This is a genomic window from Brevundimonas sp. NIBR11, from assembly GCF_027912535.1.
Classification (GTDB): Bacteria; Pseudomonadota; Alphaproteobacteria; order Caulobacterales; family Caulobacteraceae; genus Brevundimonas.
Genome location: NZ_CP115465.1, coordinates 857,952 through 876,586, shown reverse-complemented (window position 1 = coordinate 876,586; position 18,635 = coordinate 857,952). Strand labels below are relative to the sequence as shown.

The 18,635-nt window shown below is 66.5% G+C and carries 21 protein-coding genes; 11 read left to right on the top strand and 10 right to left on the bottom strand.

Features of this window, described 5'->3' with window-relative positions; translation table 11 throughout:
• Positions 1-41: 41 nt before the first annotated feature.
• Together O5O43_RS04165 and O5O43_RS04160 are read right to left on the bottom strand one after the other, a co-directional pair.
• Entirely contained in the window at positions 42-569 is a 528-nt protein-coding gene (locus O5O43_RS04165) for a hypothetical protein (protein WP_271085662.1), read from the bottom strand.
• Positions 562-819 carry a hypothetical protein gene (locus tag O5O43_RS04160; RefSeq protein WP_271085661.1) on the bottom strand — a complete coding sequence of 86 codons (258 nt, stop codon included), beginning with the start codon at positions 817-819 and terminating at the stop codon, positions 562-564. The genes O5O43_RS04165 and O5O43_RS04160 overlap by 8 nt, the downstream gene beginning before the upstream one ends.
• A 175-nt stretch (positions 820-994) precedes the next feature.
• On the opposite strand from O5O43_RS04160, the gene O5O43_RS04155 reads away from it, so the two are divergent.
• A complete protein-coding gene (locus tag O5O43_RS04155; RefSeq protein WP_271085660.1) occupies positions 995-1,168 on the top strand; it encodes a helix-turn-helix transcriptional regulator in 174 nt (57 codons plus the stop codon).
• A 171-nt stretch (positions 1,169-1,339) separates the two neighbouring features.
• On the opposite strand, the gene O5O43_RS04150 is transcribed toward O5O43_RS04155, so the two are convergent.
• Complete coding sequence (locus tag O5O43_RS04150; RefSeq protein WP_271085659.1) at positions 1,340-1,963, bottom strand: TetR/AcrR family transcriptional regulator; 624 nt, start codon at positions 1,961-1,963, stop codon at positions 1,340-1,342.
• Positions 1,964-2,084: 121 nt separating this feature from the next.
• On the opposite strand from O5O43_RS04150, the gene O5O43_RS04145 reads away from it, so the two are divergent.
• Positions 2,085-3,017 (top strand): NmrA/HSCARG family protein, encoded by a 933-nt coding sequence (locus O5O43_RS04145; protein WP_271085658.1) that lies wholly within the window; start codon positions 2,085-2,087, stop codon positions 3,015-3,017.
• Between the two features lie 87 nt (positions 3,018-3,104).
• Here O5O43_RS04145 and O5O43_RS04140 read toward each other — a convergent pair whose 3' ends face one another.
• The 3 genes from O5O43_RS04140 to O5O43_RS04130 all read right to left on the bottom strand — a co-directional run bounded on the left by O5O43_RS04140 (position 3,105) and on the right by O5O43_RS04130 (position 5,361).
• Positions 3,105-3,731: a tyrosine-type recombinase/integrase gene (locus O5O43_RS04140; protein WP_271085657.1), complete on the bottom strand. Its 627-nt coding sequence runs from the start codon at positions 3,729-3,731 to the stop codon at positions 3,105-3,107.
• A gap of 126 nt (positions 3,732-3,857) precedes the next feature.
• The gene (locus tag O5O43_RS04135) at positions 3,858-4,289 is read right to left on the bottom strand and encodes a hypothetical protein (RefSeq protein ID WP_271085656.1); all 432 of its coding nucleotides are present in this window, start codon (positions 4,287-4,289) and stop codon (positions 3,858-3,860) included.
• Between the two features lie 178 nt (positions 4,290-4,467).
• Complete coding sequence (locus O5O43_RS04130) at positions 4,468-5,361, bottom strand: SDR family oxidoreductase (protein WP_271085655.1); 894 nt, start codon at positions 5,359-5,361, stop codon at positions 4,468-4,470.
• A 172-nt stretch (positions 5,362-5,533) separates the two neighbouring features.
• On the opposite strand from O5O43_RS04130, the gene O5O43_RS04125 reads away from it, so the two are divergent.
• Together O5O43_RS04125 and O5O43_RS04120 are read left to right on the top strand one after the other, a co-directional pair.
• The gene (locus tag O5O43_RS04125) at positions 5,534-7,624 is read left to right on the top strand and encodes a glycogen debranching N-terminal domain-containing protein (RefSeq protein WP_271085654.1); all 2,091 of its coding nucleotides are present in this window, start codon (positions 5,534-5,536) and stop codon (positions 7,622-7,624) included.
• Positions 7,621-8,427 carry a glucose 1-dehydrogenase gene (locus tag O5O43_RS04120; RefSeq protein ID WP_271085653.1) on the top strand — a complete coding sequence of 269 codons (807 nt, stop codon included), beginning with the start codon at positions 7,621-7,623 and terminating at the stop codon, positions 8,425-8,427. Before O5O43_RS04125 ends, O5O43_RS04120 begins: the two co-directional genes overlap by 4 nt.
• A 2-nt stretch (positions 8,428-8,429) precedes the next feature.
• Here O5O43_RS04120 and O5O43_RS04115 read toward each other — a convergent pair whose 3' ends face one another.
• Positions 8,430-9,818: a dihydrolipoyl dehydrogenase gene (locus tag O5O43_RS04115; protein ID WP_271085652.1), complete on the bottom strand. Its 1,389-nt coding sequence runs from the start codon at positions 9,816-9,818 to the stop codon at positions 8,430-8,432.
• Positions 9,819-9,827: 9 nt separating this feature from the next.
• Positions 9,828-10,238: an ester cyclase gene (locus tag O5O43_RS04110; RefSeq protein ID WP_271085651.1), complete on the bottom strand. Its 411-nt coding sequence runs from the start codon at positions 10,236-10,238 to the stop codon at positions 9,828-9,830.
• 147 nt (positions 10,239-10,385) lie between these two features.
• Between O5O43_RS04110 and O5O43_RS04105 the strand changes: the two genes are divergently transcribed.
• Positions 10,386-11,174 (top strand): alpha/beta hydrolase, encoded by a 789-nt coding sequence (locus tag O5O43_RS04105; protein ID WP_271085650.1) that lies wholly within the window; start codon positions 10,386-10,388, stop codon positions 11,172-11,174.
• A 13-nt stretch (positions 11,175-11,187) separates the two neighbouring features.
• Entirely contained in the window at positions 11,188-12,324 is a 1,137-nt protein-coding gene (locus O5O43_RS04100) for an ATP-binding protein (protein WP_271085649.1), read from the top strand.
• 71 nt (positions 12,325-12,395) lie between these two features.
• Here the strand turns inward: O5O43_RS04100 and O5O43_RS04095 are convergent, their stop codons facing one another.
• Positions 12,396-12,791, bottom strand: coding sequence for a response regulator (locus O5O43_RS04095; protein WP_271085648.1), 396 nt, complete (start codon positions 12,789-12,791; stop codon positions 12,396-12,398).
• A gap of 808 nt (positions 12,792-13,599) precedes the next feature.
• Here O5O43_RS04095 and O5O43_RS04090 point away from each other — a divergent pair.
• Genes O5O43_RS04090 through O5O43_RS04070 form a run of 5 tightly spaced genes read left to right on the top strand, consistent with a single transcriptional unit; the run spans position 13,600 to position 18,347 of the window.
• Entirely contained in the window at positions 13,600-14,865 is a 1,266-nt protein-coding gene (locus tag O5O43_RS04090) for an MFS transporter (RefSeq protein WP_271085647.1), read from the top strand.
• Positions 14,865-15,593: a FadR/GntR family transcriptional regulator gene (locus O5O43_RS04085; RefSeq protein ID WP_271085646.1), complete on the top strand. Its 729-nt coding sequence runs from the start codon at positions 14,865-14,867 to the stop codon at positions 15,591-15,593. Before O5O43_RS04090 ends, O5O43_RS04085 begins: the two co-directional genes overlap by 1 nt.
• Entirely contained in the window at positions 15,590-16,792 is a 1,203-nt protein-coding gene (locus O5O43_RS04080; RefSeq protein WP_271085645.1) for an enolase C-terminal domain-like protein, read from the top strand. The genes O5O43_RS04085 and O5O43_RS04080 overlap by 4 nt, the downstream gene beginning before the upstream one ends.
• A 5-nt stretch (positions 16,793-16,797) precedes the next feature.
• Positions 16,798-17,478 carry an RraA family protein gene (locus tag O5O43_RS04075; RefSeq protein ID WP_271085644.1) on the top strand — a complete coding sequence of 227 codons (681 nt, stop codon included), beginning with the start codon at positions 16,798-16,800 and terminating at the stop codon, positions 17,476-17,478.
• Positions 17,478-18,347 carry an NAD(P)-dependent oxidoreductase gene (locus tag O5O43_RS04070; RefSeq protein ID WP_271085643.1) on the top strand — a complete coding sequence of 290 codons (870 nt, stop codon included), beginning with the start codon at positions 17,478-17,480 and terminating at the stop codon, positions 18,345-18,347. The genes O5O43_RS04075 and O5O43_RS04070 overlap by 1 nt, the downstream gene beginning before the upstream one ends.
• Here O5O43_RS04070 and O5O43_RS04065 read toward each other — a convergent pair.
• Positions 18,344-18,634, bottom strand: a complete 291-nt coding sequence (locus O5O43_RS04065) for a YciI family protein (protein WP_271085642.1) — start codon at positions 18,632-18,634, stop codon at positions 18,344-18,346. The two genes, O5O43_RS04070 and O5O43_RS04065, sit on opposite strands and share 4 nt — an antisense overlap.
• Position 18,635 lies beyond the last annotated feature (1 nt).

Genomic DNA, 18,635 nt, shown 5'->3' with positions numbered 1-18,635 from the left:
GGAAGCGACCGGGACCCAATCGGGTGAGACAGGGTGGCCAGCTACTGTATAACGTCATCGTCGGCCTGATCGTAGAAGAACGGGCCATCCACGATCCAGCGTTGGCTGCCATTGCGGGCCGGCATGGCACTGGCATCAAATGCTTCGTTGGTCGTCATGCCGTCCGGCCAAGTGACGCGGAGCTCACCGTAGACCGAGATTGTGCAGCCCCGGGCGGTGCTCACCTCACGGCTGATGTGGCGCTGCCGAAACTGCAGGGCTTCAGTCTCCGTGCGGGCATAGGTGTCGACGGTCGTACGAATAGCCGCCACGGCTCCGTCTACGTCCTGACAGCTGCCAATGGCAGCGCCTCCGGAGCCGGCGCGATCTCTCACAATCTCCATACCAATCAAGCCGACCACCAAAACCGCCCCCGCGGCAAAGAAGAATGCCCAGGTCTGCGTCTTGAGCTTCGGGCGTTTAGAGTCCGGCTTAGGTACAACCGGTGCCCTTGAGTTCGCGCCGGCGACATCGACGATCAAGCTGCGTGGGCGGGGCGCCTCGGCTTGGTCCGGTTGATCGTCAATCATGCGCGACGAGACCCGACTGGCAATGAGGGCAACGGATCGCCTGCTTCCGCACGAGCTCGGCGCAGGAGGGGCAGTGGCCGTACCCTTCGCGGGCCTTGCGCTGATCCAGGCGGCGGCGGTCGGGCGTCAGGGTGATCGCGTGCGGTAGTGCGACGATTAGTACAAGGATGCCATAAACCCAGAATAGCCCGAAGTCGTACCCCTTGGCATGGGCGATCGAGGCCGGGATCAGGCCGAGGCCGATCGCCACGCAAAGTCCGATAAATGCCGCTTCCAAATCATGCATCCTATGAGTCACCAAGGACGACATGGACAGCTCGACAAAGCGCGGCAGTCAAGTCTGATGTGACTCATAATCTGTCGACCGATGGGATGCGCGCCTGCCCTCTCCGGGCATGGATATCCGCAAGCGTGTCGGTGAGAACGTGAAGAGGTTCAGGACCGAAGCAGGCCTGTCGCAGGAGCTGTTCGCCTTCGAGGCGGACATGCATAGAACCTATGTCTCAGGCGTGGAGCGTGGCGTGCGGAACCCCACGGTTACCGTGCTCGAGCGGATGGCGAAGGCGTTAAAGGTGAAGCCAGAGCAACTGATCGCCTGATGGGGGAGGAATGTCAGCTCTGCGCCAGGAGCGGACATTGGCCTAGCGCCGAAAACACGACATTCAGCCACGCTGTTTGGGCCTCGGAACGTCCGCTTTTCGGTCAGATGCCTTTGACCGCTGTCGACCCATAGCGGACGTTCAACACACGGCATCGAGCGCGATGGAAGATCAGCGCGTACGCACACCTGTGAGGAGGACAAGCAGCACATGGTCCACCAACCGGGCGAGCCTCTCACGCGGAACCGATACACCAGCGGGGCCCGCGTCATGCGCCAAATGGGCGACCACCACGTCACTCATTGCGTCCAGATCGAGATCAGCAAGCGGCGCGTGTCCCTCTTCCACTGCCCGTCGAGCAAGCTCGCCCAACTCACTGCGGATGAAGGTCGAGAAACGTCCCGCCAGTGTTCGATAGAGGTCGGGGTCCAGCCGAGCCATGTCCATAGTAGCGGTCACGACCTCTGATCGGCCATCACAGGTTCCAGCCTGTTCCAGCAGTGCGAGAAGGTCATCTCGCAACGAGGTGCCCGGATATGCAGGCGAGACGGCTGGACTAATCGTATCTACGGCATCGGCGACGAGGTCGGCTTTTGTCGTCCACCGCCGATAGAGGGTCGCCTTGGACGCGCCCGCTCGGGTCGCGACATCGGTCATCGTAAGCCCATGATAGCCGCGCTCGGCAAGCAGCTCGAGGGTCGCGCTGATCAGCCGGTCATCGCGAGTTCTGTCCTGAGTTCGCCCACGGGCTGCTGGGGGAAGGCGGCGCTGATGTCGATCCGCTGTCTGGTCCATCGCGACAAGATAGGGACATTACGAAACTCAATCAAACCGGAACTCTTGCGTTTCGTATTAGCTAGGGCCAGATGGGCTTTCCAGAGCGCCCGAAGCGCCCACAGCAAAGAGAGAGTTTCCTATGACGAACGCGCAGGCTGATCAGCGCCCGATCCTTGTCACTGGCGCCACGGGCAAGCAGGGCGGCGCGGTCGTGCGCGCACTGTTGCGGGATGGACGCTCCGTTCGCGCGATGACCCGCGACACCCGCTCGTCAGCGGCTCGGTCGTTGGCGGCGCAGGGTGTGGAGGTCGTGCAGGGCGACTTCAACGTTCCCGCTAGCCTCGACGCCGCTCTAGATGGCGTGAGCGGTCTATTCTCGATGCAGATGGGATCGCATCCAGGTGACCCGGACACCGAAGTCGTAACCGGCAGAGCCTTGATCGAGGCTGCCGGTCGAGCGGGTGTGGAGACCGTCGTCCACACCTCCGTCGCCCGCGCAGGCGATCAGGCCAACTTCATCGGTTGGGACGACGGACGGTGGGAGCCGCTTTACTGGAACAACAAGTCCGCTGTGATCGACATGGTCAAGGCGCAAGGCTTCCGCCATTGGACGATCCTGAAGCCGGCCATGATCATGGAAAATCTCGTGCCGCCGATGGTGGAGGCCATGTGGCCCAGCATCCGTGAACAGGGCCGCTTCGAGACAGCGGTCGCCGCCGATACCGGCATCGACTGGATCGCAGCGACGGACATCGGCGCGTTCGCGGCGGCGGCGTTCGCCGATCCGGCGCGGTTCCACGGACACGAGATCGACCTCGCCGCAACAAACGCGACCTTGCCCGAGGTGGCGGCTCTCATATCGAGAGCCACCGGAAAGACGGTTACGGCGGTGACGCTGACTAAGGAACAGTCACTCGCGAAGCCCTACGGTGAGCTGGGTTACAAGCACGAAATCTGGAACAATGTCGAAGGCTACAAGGTCGACCTCAACGCCGTCCGGAACTGGGGCGTGCCGCTGACCTCGCTCGACGCATTCATTGATGCGCACCGGGACAGGTTCGTGATCGGCTGACGCGCCAACGGGTGGGAGGCTATGTCTGCTTCCCACCTTCTAAGACATTGGGGCAGTCCGCTTTGTGGCGGGCCGCCCCAAGCCGGTTCAGAGGTCGATCTGCTCCGAGATCTCCAGCGCGTCGTCGACTTCGATGCCGAGATATCTGACGGTGCTCTCCAGCTTTCCGTGGCCGAGCAGCAGTTGGCAGGCTCGCAAGTTGCCGGTCTTCTTGTAGATCATGGCCACCTTTGTCCGTCGGAGGCTGTGGGTGCCGTATGCGCTGGGATCCAAATCGATCATTCCCACCCAGGCGTCGACCAAGCGAGCATACTGCCGAGTACCGATATGCGCTCCATCTCGGCTGCGGCTAGGAAACAACCAGTCGTCACGGCGCCGCCCTCGGCGTTCGAGCCAGTGCGCCAAAGCGTCCCTTGCAGCCTCCGTGATTTCGAATGGGACCGGTCGACCGGTCTTCTGCTGAACAATTGTCGATCGCTGCCGAACGACGCCGCCTTGAGCGATATCACCGAGCCGGAGCTTTACGAGATCACAGCCCCGCAGCTTGGCGTCCAATGCGATGTTGAACATCGCCAGATCTCGGACCGATCCGACCGACTTGAGATGCTGTCGGATCGCCCAGATGTGCTTCGGCTTGAGCGGTGCCTTAGCTCCGGTCATTCGGCCAGCGTTCCAGGGTTTGCGAGGTAAACGGAAGAGATCGGGCTGGCTCATTGCCACCTCCCACGATCGACGCCCCTTCCTCAAAATACGCCTCAAACGGCGCAGATGCGCCAAGAGCCGACATCGAGTTCGGCTCGCAAGGCGGACATTCAGAGCGACGCTTCAGCGCGCAGACAGTCAACGCCGTTCGTAAATCAGCGTGACCCTGTTTTCGGGTTCGTCTGCCAGCCAACTGACTTCGGTGAAAGACTGTCGATCAGCGGCGAGGGTGTTAAGGCCTTGCACAAATGGCTGGCCATCCTTCCAAAAGGTCCAGGCATAGCTTGTCGGCGAAGTCGCGGTCACAGCCAGTGCACTGCTGGAGCTATTGGGACCGATATCGACCATGGGCTCTCCATCGAAATGGGTAACGATGACGCTCTGGGCTTCCACCGACTCCATTCGCATCGCGCCGGCGCCGGCATCGCTGTAGATCAACGTCTCGGGGCGGTCGCCAGCGTCCTGCGCCCTGAGCGCCCACGTCCCGAACCACGGACTAGTCCCACCGTCCTGACTCGCGGCGCCCAGCAAGACCGCAAAAATGACAGCGGCGATTGATTGTTTCAGCACAGGGTTGTTCTCACGAGCCCAATCTTGAACTGCCAGTTTGTTACGACGTCGATGCGCAGTCTAGTTTCTCCGCTTTGCCCAAGAACCAGACATTGGTCGACCATCAAAAAGCGGACACTCCGGGTATTCAAAGAGCAGGTATTGGACGTGGCCGAGCTGCGGTCCAGACGCTGGCGAGCTAGCCGATGCCCGCCCCGCCCGTGACCCCATAGACCTCGCCGGTCGTGAAGCTCGCTTCCTGTGACGCCAGCAGGACGTAAACAGGCGCAATCTCCACCGGTTGACCCGGACGGCCGAAGGCGCTCTGCTCACCGAAGGTCATGACCTTCTCCTGCGGCTGACCGCCGCTGGACTGCAGCGCGGTCCAGAACGGCCCCGGCGCCACGACATTGGCGCGCACGCCCTTCTCGATCAGCTGCTTCGCCAGCGCCTTGGTGTAGGCGACGATGCCCGCCTTGGTCGTGGCGTAGTCGAGCAGGATAGCGGACGGATCATAGGCTTGAACCGAGGCCGTGGTGATGACGGCCGAGCCGGGCTTCAGATGCGGGACCGCCGCCTGGGTGATCCAGTGCATGGCGTAGAGATTGGTCTTCATCGTCACGTCGAAATCCTTCGAGGTGACCTCGGCGATCGACTCACGCGCCTGCTGGTGGCCGGCGTTGATGACGAGGATGTCGAGTCCGCCCAGCCCCTCGATCGCATTGGCCACGAGCTGTCTGCACCAGGCCTCGTTGGTGATCTCGCCGGGCAGGGCCACGGCCTTGCGACCCTCGGCCTCGATCAGGGCGATGACTTCGTCGGCGTCGGTCCGTTCGCTCGGCAGATAGGCGATGGCGACGTCCGCGCCTTCGCGCGCATAGGCGATGGCGGCGGCGCGACCGATGCCGGAATCGCCGCCGGTGATGAGCGCCTTGCGGCCCGTCAGCTTCCCCGAGCCCTTGTAGCTGGTCTCGCCGTGATCGGGCTCGGGATCCATCTTCGCGGCAAGGCCGGGAACCGGCTGCGGCTGTTTCGGGAAGGGCGGCCTGGGGTATTGTTCGCGGGGGTCCTGCATCGTCATGCGGTCGGTCATCGGAGAATCCTGTGGCTGTGAACGGCCGCGCGGTGCGGGCGGGCTGGTCCGCCTCAACGCCCCGTCATCCGCGGCGTTTCCATCGTTCTGAATTGCTTGGGAGTGAAGCGACCGGCCGTCTGGCGCGTTGTTAGACTTCGCTGGCCTGGCTTGCGTGAACTGGGAGCCGGACTTGAGCGACACCCCCTTTATGACGGAAGTCACCCAGCCCATCCTGATCAAGGACGGCGCCCTGTTCCTTGGGACCTGCCCGAACGGATGGATACCCGGCGGCACCGACGCCGGCTTCGGCCTCTTCCACCGCGATACCCGCTACCTGAGCCGCTACGAGCTCACCCTCGGCGGCCGTGAGCCCCTGGTGCTGATGTCGAGCGCGGCCCGCCGGTTCGAGGCGGTCCACCAGCTGACCAATGACGAGATCGTCCAGACCGACGGCAAGCCGATGGCGGCCCAGTGCTTCGGTCTGCGCCTCGGCCGTACGGTCACCGGCGACGGCCTCGGCCTCGCCGACCGGATCGAGATCCGCAACTTCGCCCTGGAGCCGATCCGGTTCGAACTGGCCCTGACGATCGACGCCCTGTTCGAGGACATCTTCGAACTGCGCGGCGCCGAGGCCAAATCGCGCGGCCCCCTGCGCTCCGTCGAGACCCGGGACGATGGACTGACCTTCCGCTACGTCGGAGCCGACGCGGTCGAACGGCGCCTGACCATGCTGCTGGATGGCGCGCCCACAATAACGGTCCACGGCAGCGCCCGCCGGCTCGCCTTCGACCTGGAAATCGACGCGCAGCAGACGGAAGCGCTCAAGATTCGTTTCGAGGTGGAGGAGGTCGGCGCGCCCGCCCACGCCATACCGCCGGCGCCTGCAGTGTTCGACGGCGTCTCGGTCTCCAGCGACAACCCCGTCTTCGACCGCCTGCTCGATCGGTCGTTCCAGGACCTGGCGATGCTGCTGACCGAGCTCGAGGAGCCCTTCATCGCCGGCGGCCTGCCCTGGTTCGTCGCCCCCTTCGGTCGGGACAGTTTGATCGCGGCCCTGCAGAGCCTGCCGTTCGATCCCCGACCGGCCGAAGGGGTGCTGCGCCTCTTCGCCCGCCACCAGGGTCGAAAGAATGACGCTGAGACGGGGGAGGAGCGGGGCAAGATCCCGCATGAACTCCGCGTGGGCGCCATGGCCAACCTGGGAGAGGTCCCGCATCGGCCGAGCTATCTGTCGATCGACGCGACGCCGCTGTTCCTCATCCTCATCGGACGCCATGCGGAGTGGACGGGATCGCATGCCCTGTTCGACGAGCTCCGGACCAGCGTCGACGCGGCCCTGGCGTGGATGACGGAGCGGAGCGCGGCCGATCCCAAGGGCTATCTGACCTACGACCGCCAAAACGAAGACGGCGTGATCCATCAGGGTTGGAAGGACTCCAAGACCGGCGTGCCGCGCGCCGACGGCGGCCCGTCCGACGGTTCGATCGCGCTCAGCGAAGTCCAGGGCTACGCCTGGCTCGCGCGACGCCTGATGGCCGCAGCCTGCCGGAGGGCGGGCGAGGATGCGGTTGCGGCCAGCCTCGACGCCACGGCAGACGCCCTGCGCGAGCACTTCAACGCGGACTTCTGGATGGAGGCCGAGGGTTGTTTCGTTCTGGGCCTGGAGGACGGCGGGCGCCAGCTCGATGTCGTCAGCTCCAACGCCGGCCAGGTGTTGTGGTCGGGCATCGCCGACACCGACAAGGCGAGCCGCACCGCCGAGCGGATGATGCGGCCCGACATGAACTGCGGCTGGGGGGTGCGCACCCTGTCGGCGGACGCGGCGGCCTACAATCCCCTCAACTATCACCTCGGCAGCGTCTGGCCGTTCGACAACGCTCTGATCGCGGCCGGCATGAAGGGTCATGGTCTCGACGCGCCCGCAGTCGCCCTGTTCGACGCCCTGATCGATGTGTCGGAGCATTTCGCCATAGGCCGGCTGCCGGAGTTCTTCATTGGATTCGACCGCGAACCCGGACTGTTTCCCGCACGGTGCCCGTTCGCGGAGCCCCTGCAGGCTTGGTCGGCCGGAGCGGCGCCCTATCTGCTGACCGAACTGCTCGGTCTGCGCCCCGGTCCGTCAGGGCCGGTGCTGGACAACCCCTTGCTGCCGACAGGCGTCGCCCGGCTGGAGATCCTGGGCCTGACCGTCGGCGACCAAAGGTTCGACTGCCGCGTCAGCCGAGGCGACGGCGGCGTCATCTCAGGATCCGTCACCCCCGCCGAGGAGCGCGCCGCATGAGCCAGAAACCTCTCGCCGGCCAGCGCGCCATCGTCACTGGCGCCAGCTCCGGCATCGGCAAGGCCATCGCTCTGGCCTTCGCCGAGGCGGGGGCTGCCGTTGTCGTCAACCATCACAGCGATGCCGAGGCGGGCAAGGCCGTGACCGCCGAGATCCTCGAGAAAGAGGGCCGGGCGGTCTCGGTCCGGGGCGACGTCTCCAAACCGCGCGATGTCCAGAAGCTCTTCGATGCGGCCGACGCCCATTTTGGCGGCGTTGACATCCTCGTCGCCAACGCCGGCGCCCAGTCTGACGCTCCCTTTCTTGAGATGAAGCTAGAGGACTGGCGCAAGGTCATCGACCTCGACCTGACCGGCGCCTTCCTCTGCGCCCAGGAGGCGGCCAGGCGTTTCCGGCGTCAGGGGCTGGAGCCCAATCGATCCAGGGCGCTCGGCAAGGTGCTGTTCGTCACCTCGGTCCACCAACGCATCCCTTGGGCGGGTCACGCCAACTATGCGGCGGCCAAGGGCGGGGTGAGGATGCTGATGGAGACGATGGCCCAGGAGCTCGCCGACCAGAAGATCCGCGTCAACGCCATCGCCCCGGGGGCGATCAGGACGCCGATCAACACCGCCGCGTGGGACACGCCGGCCGCGGCGAGAAAGCTGTTGAAGTTGATCCCCTACGGCCGGATCGGCGAGGTCGAGGACATCGCGCAAAGCGCGGTCTGGCTGGCCTCGGACGCGGCCGACTATGTGGTCGGGACCACCCTCTTCGTCGACGGCGGCATGAGCCTCTATCCGGACTTCCGCGACGGCGGCTGAGGTCAGCCCTTCTGCTGATCGGCCAGGTTGCGCAGGGCGGTCCGCAAACTCTCTTCCATCGTCGGATGGTAGAAGGGCAGCGCGAGCACGTCCCTGGCCGTCATCTTCAGCTGCACCGCCCAGGCCAGGAGATGGGCGAGATGCTCGACGTCGGGCCCGAACAATTCGCCGCCAAGAAGCACGCCGTCGCCCGCCCCGGCATAGATGCGCAAGATTCCCGATGGCCTGCCGTCGACCCGCGCCCGTCCGACGTCGTCGCTGCAGCCGATGATCCAGCCCTCGGCCGCGTCCTTGTCCCAGCCCGGGCCGACCGTGGCGATGTCGGGGTCGGAATAGACCACCGCCATCTGCGGCATGGGCGTCCGCTTCTCCAGCTTCGGCGCGTGCGCGGCGTTGCGGCTGGCGAGCTCCCCCTGAAGCGACGCCTCGTGAAGCACGGGCCGGTCGTCGTTGGCATCGCCGGCGATGAAGATGTTCGACCGCCCGCAGCGGAGGGTGTCCGGGTCGAAGACGGGCACGCCGTCCTCGTCGCAGTCCAGGCCGGCGAGGTTGAGATCCAGCCCGTCGAGCGCGGGCGTCCGCCCCGTCGCGACGAGGACGTAGTCGAAGGTCCCGCGTCGCGCCTTGCCGCCGGCCTCTGTCCAGTGAAGCAGGATGTCGCCGTCCGCCTTGCGCTTCGCCTCGACCGTCACTCCGAGCTCGAAGATGAGCTCGCGCTTCAGCTGATCGGCCACGGCCTCGGCGACGACCGGATCCCGGACCGCCCCGATACTGTCCCCCTCGTCGAAGATCGTCGTTTTCACGCCCAGCCGGACGAAGGCCAGGGCCAGCTCCAGACCGAGCGGGCCCGCGCCGATCACGGCCAGCGCGCGCGGCAATGTCTCCAGGTCGAAGACCGTCTCGTGCGTGACGACCCGCTCCTGGCAGGTCTCGGCCAGATCCGTGGGGACAACCGGTCGCGCGCCGGTGGCGATGACGATGGACCGTGCCGAGACGCGCGTGTGGTCGTCGACCGTCAGGGTGTCGGGGCCGGCGAACCGCGCCCGGCCGTGCAGCCTGTCCGATGGCGGGATGGCGGCGACTTCCTCCAGCACGCCCGCGACGAAGTGATCGCGTTCACGCTGCACCCGGGTCATGACCGCCGTGCCGTCGATCGCGAAATCTCCGACGCAGATGCCGAACGTCGCGGCCTCTCTGGCGTCACGCGCCGCACGCGCGGCCGCCAGAAGCAGCTTGGACGGCATGCAGCCGTATCGAGCGCAGGTCGTGCCGCCGGGCCCGGCCTCGATCAGCAGAACCTTGGCGCCCGTGGCCTTCGCCGCATGATAGGCGGCCAGACCCGCCGAGCCGGCGCCGATGACCGCGACGTCGCAGGCCGCAGGCTTGAGCACCGGCTCGCCTCAGACCGGCGCCGCGCCGATCTGCTTGAGAATGCCGAGCTCGTCCGACGAGCCCCAGCGCTCCACCATCTTGCCGTTCTCGAACCGGCCGATCTGCATGCCCCGGACCTCGATGGGCTTGCCGGTGGCGGCGACGCCGAGAAAGTCGCCCTGGTGGGTCCCGGTCAGGGTGTAGGCGAAGGCGACCTGGTCGCCCTCGCTGACCATGGTCTGGGGCTCCACCTTCATGTCGGGGAAGGCCGCCCGCATGCCGGTGAAGAAGGTCTTGAACCCTTCGGGGCCGCCGCCCTGTCCGGGAGCCGGATCATTGTCGACGCAGCCCTCGGCCACGACCTCCGGAAAGGCGTCGAGCGCCCCGGTGTTGACGATCTCGCCGAAGCGTTTGGTGGCGGCGATGGCGGCGTCGGACATGGGGATTTCCTGGTGAAGACTTGCCAGCCCTAACCGTCCGCCGCCTGATCGGTTGCCGGTTCGACCTTGGAAACACCCGATTGTCCGGGGGCGTGGCCCGCGATAAGATGTTGGAAAGCCAAGCTGAAGGGAGCCTGGGGGCGCCTGATGTCGGCTGTTCAACGAAGCAATGTGCGCGTGCGGGGCGACGGCGACCGGGTGATGGTCTTCGCCCACGGCTTCGGCTGCGACCAGGCCATGTGGCGGCATGTGGCGCCGTCGTTCGAGACGGACTTCCGGACCCTCCTGTTCGATAACGTCGGGGCGGGCGGCTCGGACCTCAAGGCCTACAATCCCGTCAAATACGCCAGCCTTGTAGGCTACGCCGACGACCTGATCGAGATCCTCCGCGAGCTCGACCTGAGCCAGGTCGTCTTCGTCGGGCACTCGGTCAGCAGCATGATCGGGGTCCTGGCCTCTATCCGCGCGCCCGACCTCTTCTCCCAGCTGATCCTGGTCGGCCCCTCGCCGCGCTACATCGACGACGGCGACTATGTCGGCGGGTTCGCCGCCGATCAGATCGAGGAGCTCCTGGCCTTCCTTGCCGAGAGCCCGATGGCCTGGTCGGAGGCCATGGCGCCCGCCATCATGGGCAATGCCGATCGCCCGGAGCTCGGCGAGGAACTGACCGAGAGCTTCTGCCGGGTCGATCCTGTGATCGCCGAGGCCTTTGCACGCACCACCTTCACCTCGGACAATCGGGCGGACCTGCCTCTGGTGACCACCCCTGCCCTGATCCTGCAATGCCGCGACGACATCATCGCCCCGGAAGCCGTGGGACGCCATGTCCACGCCAGCATTCCCGGCAGCACGTTCGTCATGCTCGACGCGACCGGGCACTGCCCCAACCTCAGCGCGCCGGCCGAGGTCATCGCCGCGATCCGCGCCTTTGTCTGAGCCCCGGATCGACATGACGATCCCGCCGACCAACTTCGAGGTCCTCTTCGAGGACGCGCCCTGCGGTTATCTGATCCTCGGCGCGGACGGGGTCATCACTCGCGCGAACGCGACCGTCTGCGGCTGGATCGGCAAGCCGTCGAAGGAGCTGGTCGGCCGCAGGCTGCGCGACCTCCTGAGCCTGCCGGGCCGCATCTACTATGAGACCAATGTCCTGCCGCGCCTGCGCCTGCGCGGCCGGATCGAGGAGGTGGTGCTCGATCTCCTGACCGAGGCCGGCGAGACGCTTCCCGTCCTGGTCAACGCCACCGAGCAGAGGGACGCATCCGGCGAGGTCGTGGGAATACGCGTCGCGGTCTTCCGCGCCAGCGAGCGGCGCAGCGTCGAGCGAAACCTCCGCGGGCGGCTCGACGACGAACGCTCGACGGCGGAACTGCGTGAACAGTTCATCGCCGTCCTGGGCCACGACCTGCGCAACCCCCTGGCCTCGATCGTGGGCGCGGCGAGGCTGCTCAAGCGGGAGGCCCCGAACGAGAAGGCGCTCGGCGTCCTGCGACTCATGGAGACAAGCGTCGACCGGATGGCGGGTCTCATCGACGACGTCATGGACTTCGCGCGCAGCCGTCTGGGAAGTGGCATCGATCTCCACAGGTCGATCGAACCGCTGGAGCCGGTGCTGCGCCAGGTCGTGCGGGAACTCGAGGTCGACGAGCCCAGCCGCACCCTGGTCTGCGCCTTCGACCTGCCGGATCCCGTCAGCTTCGACCCGGGCCGGATGGCGCAGCTGGTGTCGAACCTTCTCGGCAACGCCCTGGTCCACGGCGATCCCCGCCAGCCGATCCGGCTGAGCGCGCGGACGGCCGAAGGGGTGCTGGAGATTTCCGTGGCCAACGCCGGGGACGCCATTCCGCCCGCCGCCCTGGATCGCCTGTTCCAGCCCTTCTTCCGGGGCGAGGTACGCGCCAACCAGCAGGGCCTCGGCCTCGGTCTGCATATCGCCTCGGAGATCGCACGGGCTCATGAAGGGACGCTCAGAGCCGTATCCGACGCTGCCGAGACGCGCTTCATCCTCACCATGCCGACCCTGCCGTCGCCGCCCTTGCCGATCGCGTCCGATCGACCTGCGTCAGGTTCAGAGGACGAGGCGTAACCCACAGCGCTGAGGCCACATCCGAGGCCAGCCGTCCCGCCTCGGTGCGCAGAGCAAACAGCCCGCAGCCGTTAGTCGGTCGAGGGGGTTCGGGTTCGCGGATGCGCCCGGACGATCTCCGAAATCACATCCATGTCGTAGGGCTTGGCGATGAACTGGCCGTCGTCGGGAATCTCGGCCGGCGACGGGCGCTCGCGTCCCGAGGTGACGATCAGCTGAATATCCGGGCGGACGGCATGGACCTGACCGGCCAACTGCAGACCGTTGGCCTCGCCCGGCATGTTGATGTCGGTGAACAGGACCGAAATCTCGGGGTGATCCGCGATCATGGCCATCGCCTCGACCGCCTCGCCGGCCTCGAAGGTCCGGCAACCAGCGTCGTTGAGTGCCTCGGTCGCGTTCAGGCGGATCAGGGCTTCGTCATCGACGACGAGGACAACCGGGCCGGGGATGCTGCAATCGTCCATGGAGGTTGAACCGGGCTCCCCCGTCGTTGTTCCGTGACGTCGGCGTAAGAAGTTGTCGGACAATGATTTAATGCGAAACTGCTTGATGTTGGAAATACCGCCCCGTGGTCACCGAATACTCGCGAGGGACCGCTGAGACGACGCAGCAGACCCTGCTTTTCGATTCTCTCATTGGCGCCGGGCACCGTTCTCGAAGCGGACGTCTTGGATGTCCGCTTCGAGTCAGAAGCAGACACTCCCTCCCCTGCCCGACTTGTCGTCAACCCAAGAGAATACGAGCGGCAAATCTCGCCGTCACCAGAGCCTAACCACAACGGCGATCACCGCCAGAATCCGCGGACCGCTACTACGTGCCCGGGGCACCGCCGGCCAAAACGGGTTTTGTCGCTCGGGTTTTGTCGGCATTACCAAACCGTAATGCAGGCACCGCACCGGGCAAGCGCTTGCCGATCAAGACGCCTCCTTCGAGCTGACTTTGCGCCTAAGCGCCATTCCGCGAAACGGCGCTTCCCGTTCGCGGAGTAACAGCACCGCTATTCACCCCGAACGGGCGGCCGTCGTAATGCCCCGGCTTCCACAACGCTAGCACGCCGGCCTATTGCTGCCCAAGCCGCTCGCGCCTCCGTCTAAGGTTGTCCCGTCTGCCGCGCTCATCATCAGGTTTTTGCTGACCGAAACAGGTCATTGACGGGTCGCCACATGGATAACGACGGAACCTCCAGCGGTAAGGCCACTAGACCACCCGACCATACCCAGCTATAGGCTCGCCTGTCACACGCCGAGCCAACGGCGGGGCGGGGAAACGATCATGACGCAACAGCCCGAGGCGCTGTCAAAGAGTTACCGCTGGTACGTGCTGGTCCTGCTCATGCTGGCCTACACGCTGAACTTCCTCGACCGGCAGATCATGGGCATCCTGCTGGAGCCCATCCGGCATGAGTTCCACCTCGAGGACTGGCAGCTCGGCGTGATCGTCGGGGTCGGGTTCGCCCTGATCTATTGCACCCTCAGCCTGTTCGTCGCCGCCTTCACCGAGAACGCCAACCGCGCCCGCGTCGTGGCTGTCGCGCTCGGCTTTTGGAGCCTGATGACCGCCGCCTGCGGCCTGGCGTGGAACGCCTGGAGCCTGCTGGCCGCCCGGTTCGGCGTGGGGCTCGGCGAGGCCGGCGGTTCACCCGGGTCCCAGTCTCTGCTCTCCGACATCTTTGCCCCGCACGAGCGCGCCCGCGCCCTCAGCCTCTGGGGTCTCGGCGCCCCGCTAGGCACGGCGCTCGGCGTCATCGGCGGGGCCTGGGTGGCGCAGGAGTTCGGCTGGCGCGTGGCCTTTTACGCCGCCGGCCTGCCGGGCGTTGTCCTGGCCGTCATCATCTTCCTGACCATCAAGGATCGTCGTGTCATCGATCAGTCCAAACCCCGCTTCTCCCTGACCCAGATGATCCGGCTGATCGTCGGCATCCTGAAACAGCCGACCCTGCTGGTCGCCTCCATCGGCGTCGGCATGGGCACTATGGTCAGCTACTGCTCGGTTCTCTGGGGCCCGGCCTACTTCATCCGCCAATACGACCTCTCGCCGCTGGAGGTGTCGTGGTTCGCCGCCATCGTGCTGGGCGGGGCGACCGGGGTCGGCACGGCGCTCGGCGGCGCCCTCGTCCACCGCTTCGCCCCGCGCTGGCCCTCGGCCTATGTCGACATCCCGGCCATCGGCTACATCCTGGCCGCCCCTCTCTATTGGCTGGCTCTGTCGATCAACGACGCGATCCTGTCGGCTACGGTCCTCCTGATCCCGACCATTCTCTATTCGATGTCGTCGGGCCCGATCTTCGCCTTGTTCCAGAACAAGGCGCCGGAGGGCTCGCGCGCCATGGCCACCGCCGTCCTCTTCATGATGATGAACCTGATCGGCCTGGCCATCGGCCCGACGCTGGCGGGCGGTCTCTCCAGCCACTTCCAGGCCGAACTCGGTCTGGCCGGGGGCCTGCACCGCGCCCTCCTCGTGATCGTCGCCTTCCTGATCCCCGCCGCCGGACTGCTGATCCTGTCGTGGCGCCTCAAACCCAAGACCGGAGACGCCTGATGCCGGGCCCCAAGACCGCAGAGCCCGTCGGCTTTCGCGCCATCCAGACCACGCGCCTCTACCAACAGATCGCCGAGCAGATCAAAGCCTACATCCGCTCCGGCGGGCTGAAGGCCGGCGACCGCCTGCCTTCAGAGCGCGACATGGCCGTCATGTTCGCCGTCAGCCGCCCCTCGGTGCGCGAGGCCATGATCGCCCTGGAAGGCGCCGGCCTGATCGAGGTCCGCACCGGCGACGGGACCTTCATCACCGATCCCGCCGGCCGCCCCGGCGCGCTGAAGGGCGACGAGCCGGGCGTGCTGGAACAGTTCCAGGCCCGCCGCACGCTGGAGCCGGCCTTGGCCGCCATGGCCGCGACCCTGATCAAGCCCGCCGAACTGGCCCTGCTGCGCGACGCCGTGGATCGCTCGGAGGGAGCCTTCAATCGCGGCGACCTCGCCGACGCGTCCGACTACACCTTCCATGTCCAGTTGGCGGCCTTCTCGGGCAACCGCATCCTGGCCGAACTGGTCCGAGAACTGTGGGACCTGCGCGCTTCCGAAAGCTGGCGGGTGATCCGCAACCGGGCCACCACGCGCGAACACCGACTGGAGGTCGTTGCCCGCCGTCGCGCCATCCTCGACGCCCTTCAGGAGAAGGACGCCGACCTCGCCCGCGCCCTGATGCAGTCCCTGCTCGACGCCGCCATGAACCGCTACTTCGGCGACATCCGGGAGGACGCCCGATGAAGATCGAGGAGATTGAATTCATCCCCCTGTCGCTGCCGATCGAGGCGCCGATCCTGACCTGCTACGGCTCGCTGGCGAACTACAGCCGCACCCTGATCAAGCTGACGACCGAGGCTGGCGTCGTCGGCTGGGGCGAGATCGCCAGCCGCTACACCCCCGCCATGCTGGAGCCCTATCGCCAGCTGTTCCGGGGCGTCTCCATCTGGGAGACCAACTACATCGCCCAGCGCATCAAGCACTGGAACTACTATCCGTTCGTCAAACCCGAACCGGTCATGGGGGCCTTCGAGATCGCCTGCCTGGACGCCCAGGGAAAGGCCATCGGCGAACCCGTCTACCGTCTGCTCGGCGGCAAGAGCCACACCTCCGTTCCCGTCGCCTCCTACATCTTCTTCCGCCACGCCAATGCGGCGGGTGAAGGGGAAATCCGGACGCCCGACGACGCCGTCGCTTTCGCGAAAGCCCAACACGCCGCCTACGGCTTCGAGAGCTTCAAGCTGAAAGGCGGCTACTATTCGCCCGAGGTGGACATCGCCTCCATCGCCGCCCTGCGCGACGCCTTTCCGAACGCGAAGCTGCGCATCGACCCGCAAGGGTCCTGGACACCGACCACCGCCGTCAGCGCGGGCAAGAAGCTGGAAGCCTTAGACCTCGAGTATCTGGAGGACCCCGTCTGGGGTCAGGCGGCGATGGCGCGCATCCGCGATCACCTGCGGACTCCGCTCGCCACCAACATGTGCGTGACCCAGTTCGAGGAGTTCCACCCGGCCGTCGCGGTGAAAGCGATCGACGTCGTCCTGACCGACCTCTGGTACTGGGGCGGCCCGCGCAACACCGTCATCGTCGACAAGATGTGCCACGCCGCCGGCATCGGCGTCAGCGCCCACTCCAGCGCCGAACTGGGCGTCGGCAACGCCGCCATCATCCACACCGCCGCCGCCATGCCCAACCTCGGCTCGGCGATCGACTGCATGAACCTGCACCTGGTCGACGACATCATCGTCGGCGGCAAGATCACGCCGAAGGACGGTCGCCTGACGCCGCCGGACGGCCCAGGTCTCGGCGTCGCCATCGACGAGGCTAAGGTCGAAAAGTACCGCGCCGTCGCCGCCTCGGGCGCCGGGACCGACCGCTTCATGAACCCTGCTCTCGCCGATACCGCCCGCCCCGGCTGGTATCCGTCCATGCCCGCCTGGTGAGCCCGATGACCACCGTTTCCAGCCTCCACGCCGACCTCGACTGGGCCGCCGTCGCCGCCCGGTTCAAGGCCCTCTACACGCCCGCCGTCTGCGACGTGCTGGATGGCTACGGTCTGCGCCACCAGTTCATGACGCCGGGCCTGATCGCGCTGGAGGCCGACGACAAGGTCGCAGGCCCCGCCTTCACCATCCTGGGCCGCGCCGACGCCAACCTCGACACCTCGACCCGCATGGGTCCGCGCGTGATCGACAGCTTCGAGCCGCAGGTCGTGGCCGTCTATGACACCAGTGGAGAGACCCACACCGGCGTCTGGGGCGAGCTGTGGAGCGCGGGCGCCCAGCGCATGGGCTGCGTCGGCGCCATCGTCGACGGCGGCATCCGCGACAGCGCCCTGATCAAGGCCATCGGCTTTCCCATCTTCCACCGATTCCGCAGTCCGGCCGACGCCGTCGGTCGGTTCACCGTTATCGACCACCAGACGCCGGTCACGGTCGGCGGGGTCCGCGTCTACCCCGGCGACTACATCTTCGGCGATCAGGACGGGGTGGTCGTCATCCCGCGCGACCTGACGCTCGAGGTCCTGGAGAAGGCCGAAACCGTCAAGACCACCGAGGACGACATCCGCACCGCCATCGGCGAAGGCGGCAAGCTGATCGACCTCTACAAGAAGCACGGACGCTTCTGATGGCCGCCCCCGGACGCGTGCTGGTCACGGGCTCGTCGGGCCGCCTCGGGCGGTTCGTGGTCGAGGCCCTGCGCGAGGCCGGCTGGCTGACCACCGGCATCGACCTGACGGCGCCCGCCGACCGCGCCGCCGACCGCGTGATCGTAGACGACGCCGGCGACCCCTATGTGCTGGGCGCGGCGCTGAAGGGGCACGACGCTTTGGTCCATCTCGCCGCCATCCCCGACCCGAGCCGCGACACCGCCTTCGTCACCTTCGAGGTCAACCTCCAGCTCGCCAACGCCGCCGTCGAGGCCGCACGCGAGGCGGGGGTCAAGAACATCGTCCTCGCCTCCAGCCAGAGCGCCCTGGGCCTCGCCTGGGCGCCGGTCGTCCGCTCGCCCCTCGCCCTGCCCGTCACCGAAGACCATCCGTGTGCGCCGGAAGAGATCTACGGCGTCTCCAAACAGGCGACGGAATCCCTGTTCGAGATGGCCGCCCGCCGCGACGGCACCGACGTCGCCGCCCTGCGCTTCCCGGCCATCTGGGACCCGGCCGAGTTCGCCGAAGCCACCCGCCGCCGCCTCGACAATCCGCAGCAGGGCGCCAGGTCGCAGTGGGCCTATATCGACGCCCGCGACGCCGGCCGCAGTGTCGCCCTCGCCCTCGCCGCCACGGTCCGGGGTTTCCGAGTCTTCAATATCGCCGCCGATGAGGTCTTCTCAAAAGACGACGCGAACGCACTGGTTCGACAGTGGTATCCCGACCGCGACGCCACGGCGGTGGGGGGCCGCGCCGCCCTCTTCTCCCCCGTCCGCGCCAAGGCCGAACTCGGCTTCGTCAACCGCTACCGCTGGACGCCCGAGGGCATCGAGGATCGCGGCGCCTAGTCGAAGCTCAGCAGCCGCAGCGGCGTGATCTCGGTCTTCACCCAGACGCCCGCCTTCGTATAGGGCTCTTCGGCGACATAGGCCTCCGCCGCCGCGCGGTCGGCGAACTCGCCGATCATGGCCGAGCCGACCGCATTGCCCGCCTCGTCCAGAAGCGCGCCGACCTTGACGATCTCGCCCGCGGCGTTCCGCGCATTCAGCCCCTTGATATGGGCGGGTCGGGTCGCAGCGCGACGGGCCGGTGCCTCGGCGTCCGTGCCGTCGCGGCCGATGATCAGAAACTGCATG

Excerpts from the sequence above, each read along its gene's own strand:
- O5O43_RS04165 (WP_271085662.1), bottom strand. The coding sequence starts at position 569 with ATGATTGACGATCAACCGGACCAAGCCGAGGCGCCCCGCCCACGCAGC.
- O5O43_RS04150 (WP_271085659.1), bottom strand. The coding sequence starts at position 1,963 with ATGGACCAGACAGCGGATCGACATCAGCGCCGCCTTCCCCCAGCAGCC.
- O5O43_RS04145 (WP_271085658.1), top strand. The coding sequence starts at position 2,085 with ATGACGAACGCGCAGGCTGATCAGCGCCCGATCCTTGTCACTGGCGCC.
- O5O43_RS04140 (WP_271085657.1), bottom strand. The coding sequence starts at position 3,731 with ATGAGCCAGCCCGATCTCTTCCGTTTACCTCGCAAACCCTGGAACGCT.
- O5O43_RS04130 (WP_271085655.1), bottom strand. The coding sequence starts at position 5,361 with ATGACCGACCGCATGACGATGCAGGACCCCCGCGAACAATACCCCAGG.
- O5O43_RS04120 (WP_271085653.1), top strand. The coding sequence starts at position 7,621 with ATGAGCCAGAAACCTCTCGCCGGCCAGCGCGCCATCGTCACTGGCGCC.
- O5O43_RS04110 (WP_271085651.1), bottom strand. The coding sequence starts at position 10,238 with ATGTCCGACGCCGCCATCGCCGCCACCAAACGCTTCGGCGAGATCGTC.
- O5O43_RS04105 (WP_271085650.1), top strand. The coding sequence starts at position 10,386 with ATGTCGGCTGTTCAACGAAGCAATGTGCGCGTGCGGGGCGACGGCGAC.
- O5O43_RS04100 (WP_271085649.1), top strand. The coding sequence starts at position 11,188 with ATGACGATCCCGCCGACCAACTTCGAGGTCCTCTTCGAGGACGCGCCC.
- O5O43_RS04095 (WP_271085648.1), bottom strand. The coding sequence starts at position 12,791 with ATGGACGATTGCAGCATCCCCGGCCCGGTTGTCCTCGTCGTCGATGAC.
- O5O43_RS04090 (WP_271085647.1), top strand. The coding sequence starts at position 13,600 with ATGACGCAACAGCCCGAGGCGCTGTCAAAGAGTTACCGCTGGTACGTG.
- O5O43_RS04085 (WP_271085646.1), top strand. The coding sequence starts at position 14,865 with ATGCCGGGCCCCAAGACCGCAGAGCCCGTCGGCTTTCGCGCCATCCAG.
- O5O43_RS04080 (WP_271085645.1), top strand. The coding sequence starts at position 15,590 with ATGAAGATCGAGGAGATTGAATTCATCCCCCTGTCGCTGCCGATCGAG.
- O5O43_RS04075 (WP_271085644.1), top strand. The coding sequence starts at position 16,798 with ATGACCACCGTTTCCAGCCTCCACGCCGACCTCGACTGGGCCGCCGTC.
- O5O43_RS04070 (WP_271085643.1), top strand. The coding sequence starts at position 17,478 with ATGGCCGCCCCCGGACGCGTGCTGGTCACGGGCTCGTCGGGCCGCCTC.
- O5O43_RS04065 (WP_271085642.1), bottom strand. The coding sequence starts at position 18,634 with ATGCAGTTTCTGATCATCGGCCGCGACGGCACGGACGCCGAGGCACCG.